Consider the following 3169-nt stretch of genomic DNA (forward strand, 5'->3'; position numbering starts at 1 on the left):
TAAAAAGTAATCGCTTGACCAGATGCAGAACTTAATTGAGCTATCGCATTCTCTACAGTGTAAGGCTTACCGATAATTTGACCATTAATCAGCGCTACTTGATCAGAACCAATGACTAATTGCGGCATAGATTTTTCATCAATTAATTTCGCGCCTGCTAATGCCTTTTGCTCGGCTAACCGCTTAACCAATGCTAACGCTGTCTCCTCTTTTATTGGCGTTTCATCAATATCTGGGTTAACACAGTTAAAATGCAGCATTAATTTTTGTAATAGTTGCTGGCGAAAAGGTGAGGTTGACGCTAGTACAAGATTGAATTTCATTGGTTTTGTTTCATTATTTATTGGCTAATAACAGAATATTAGTCAGTTTACTGTATTCATCTATGCAAATGGATCATTTTTCTCGAGTAATGCTTGTGTGATGGGGTTTGGTTCGGTAAAATTTGCCAACTTTCAAATTCAATGCCGGATGTAAAGAGTACCTAAAGTTCATTATTAGGTGAGGTTACCGTTTTTTTACGGAAATTTTCTTTGACTCCAGCGTTTTCAAACTATAATATGCGCGCCTTATGCAAACAGTAAAGATACCGGTTTCAATTGATCCTATACGCGCTGCCTCTAGCGGCCTTCGTTATGAAGGTACCATTTTAGGTAAGCAACTTAAGCGATTAAGCGAGTTATGTGCCGGCGACTGTTCCGACGTAGTTGTGTCGTTGGAATGTGGCGTCGATTTACAGGGGATAGTCTACCTTCGCGGGAAGGCTGTGACGGAGCTCACTCTGCTATGTCAACGTTGCATGACACAATTTACTACTGAGGTTACGGTCGACTTTTGTTTTAGTCCTTGTAAGACTGAGGCAGAAATCGATGAGCTCCCGGATGCGTATGATCCAATTGAGTGTAATGAGATTGGTGAAGTACGTCTGCATCAATTGATTGAAGATGAATTGATAGTCGCTATGCCTATCATCCCGATGCACGATGATAATAATTGTAAGTCTGGATCGAAAGATATAGTTGTAGGCGAGATCGAACCCGCTCATGAGGAGCGTCCAAATCCGTTTGCAGTGTTAGAAAAACTGAAGAGCAAGTAATCGTAGGAGACAGGTCCAATGGCTGTACAACAGAATAAAAAATCACGTTCAAAGCGCGGCATGCGTCGTTCACATGATTCATTGAGCACAGCTCAATTATCAGTAGACGCAACTAGTGGTGAATTACATCTACGTCACAACGTGACTGCTGATGGTTTTTACCGCGGTAAAAAGGTTATCAACAAGTAATTTGTTGATTATCTGATGACAAATCTGACGCTTGCGTTAGATGCGATGGGGGGCGATCACGGTCCCCACGTGACAGTGCCTGCAGCGATGCAGGCACTGAAATTTCATACCTCTTTAAATATTATTTTGGTTGGTAATAAAACCGAAATAGAAAAATACCTTCCCCAAGCTCATTCAGCTGATTTATCCCGTATTGAAATAATCCACACTACTGAAGAAGTGACAATGTGCGATAGGCCCATTCATGCTTTGCGTTCGCGTAAAAATAGCTCTATGAGAATAGCGCTCGAACTGGTACGTGACGGAAAAGCCGAGGCCTGTGTTAGCGCTGGTAATACTGGTGCGTTGATGGCGATGGCTAAGGTGTTATTAAAAACATTGCCGGGTATTGATAGACCTGCACTTGTTTCTTGCTTACCCGCAATGACAGGCAAACCCGTTTATCTGCTGGATTTAGGGGCAAATGTATCTTGCGATTCCGAGACCTTATTCCAGTTTGCCATCATGGGATCTGTCTTATGTGAAGCTGTCCATAAGAAATCCCGCCCTAAAGTCGCTTTGCTCAATGTGGGTATTGAAGCCATTAAGGGGAACGATCAGGTTCAACAGGCCGGACAAATTTTACAGCACACCGAACAAGTTAATTATATCGGCTTTGTCGAAGGCGATGAAATTTACACTGGTAATGTTGATGTGATTGTTTGTGATGGCTTTGTAGGTAATATCACATTAAAGACTTCTGAAGGCATCGCAAAACTGTTAGTACATCAATTAAAACGCGGCTTAAATGACGGTTTTTTTGTTCGTTTACTCTCCAAACTCATCGCTCCACGCATACAAGCTGTTCTCAGTAAGATGAACCCCGACCACTATAACGGTGCAAGTCTGATAGGATTGCGCGGAATAGTAGTAAAGAGTCATGGTAACGCGGATGAAGCTGCATTTTTACAAGCATTAAATTTAGCAGCAACAGAAGCAAAACGTCGTCTTCCTGAAATGATTAAAGATCGTTTGGAGTCGATTCTTTTAGACATCAATAGCTGATCTCATATATGCACACAAAAATTCTCGGAACAGGTAGCTATCTACCTGTGCAAGTTCGTAGCAATCAAGATCTCGAAAAAATGGTTGAAACCAGTGACCAATGGATCGTTGACCGAACCGGTATTTCTGAACGGCGCATTGCTGCATCAGACGAATCGGTTTCAACGATGGGTTATCAAGCGGCATTAAAAGCGCTTGAAATGGCTGGGATCGACGCAAGTGATCTTGATATGATTGTTTGTGGGACCACCAGTGCTTCAAACGCATTTCCTGCTGCCGCATGCGAAATTCAGGCCTTATTAGGCGTCAAAAATATTCCTGCCTTTGATATTGCTGCTGCGTGTTCTGGATTTATTTATGCTCTATCGGTTGCGGATAAATTTGTAAAAACGGGTTCTGCTAAAAAAATACTGGTAATTGGTTCTGATGTATTATCACGGATGTGTGATCCTTCAGATCGCTCCACTGTCATTTTATTTGGCGATGGTGCAGGAGCCGTTGTTATTGGAGTAAGTGAAACACCAGGTATCATTGCGACACATATATACGCTGATGGCAGCCAAGGGGATTTATTAAAATGCTCTTTCCCTCCTCGTGCTAATGAAAGTTCTGAAGCTGTTGGTTTTATGACCATGAAAGGCAACGATGTGTTTAAAGTTGCGGTAACACAGTTGTCTAATGTGGTCACCGAAACCTTACGCCTTAATAATGTCGATAAATCAGAAATTGATTGGTTAGTGCCACATCAAGCAAATTTCCGCATTATTAATGCAACGGCTAAAAAGCTACACATGAGTTTAGACAAAGTAGTGCTGACATTAGCTAGACACGGTAATACTT

The 3169-nt window shown here is 41.8% G+C and carries 5 protein-coding genes; 4 read left to right on the forward strand and 1 reads right to left on the reverse strand.

The window, feature by feature from the left end; translation table 11 throughout:
• A partial coding sequence (locus tag H5202_RS19585; RefSeq protein WP_182773541.1) for a Maf family protein occupies positions 1–323 on the reverse strand: 323 nt, incomplete at its 3' end.
• Between the two features lie 248 nt (positions 324–571).
• Here H5202_RS19585 and yceD point away from each other — a divergent pair.
• The 4 genes from yceD to H5202_RS19605 form a co-directional block, all read left to right on the forward strand.
• On the forward strand, positions 572–1096 hold the full coding sequence (yceD, locus tag H5202_RS19590; protein ID WP_124731278.1) for a 23S rRNA accumulation protein YceD: 525 nt from the start codon (positions 572–574) through the stop codon (positions 1094–1096).
• 18 nt (positions 1097–1114) lie between these two features.
• Positions 1115–1285 (forward strand): 50S ribosomal protein L32, encoded by a 171-nt coding sequence (rpmF, locus tag H5202_RS19595; RefSeq protein ID WP_011636967.1) that lies wholly within the window; start codon positions 1115–1117, stop codon positions 1283–1285.
• Positions 1286–1300: 15 nt separating this feature from the next.
• Complete coding sequence (gene plsX, locus H5202_RS19600; protein WP_182773542.1) at positions 1301–2329, forward strand: phosphate acyltransferase PlsX; 1029 nt, start codon at positions 1301–1303, stop codon at positions 2327–2329.
• Positions 2330–2337: 8 nt separating this feature from the next.
• Positions 2338–3169, forward strand: an 832-nt coding sequence (locus H5202_RS19605) for a beta-ketoacyl-ACP synthase III (RefSeq protein ID WP_182773543.1), incomplete at its 3' end; no start/stop codon positions are given.

It is taken from the genome of Shewanella sp. SG41-4 (genome assembly GCF_014164505.1).
Lineage (GTDB): Bacteria > Pseudomonadota > Gammaproteobacteria > Enterobacterales > Shewanellaceae > Shewanella.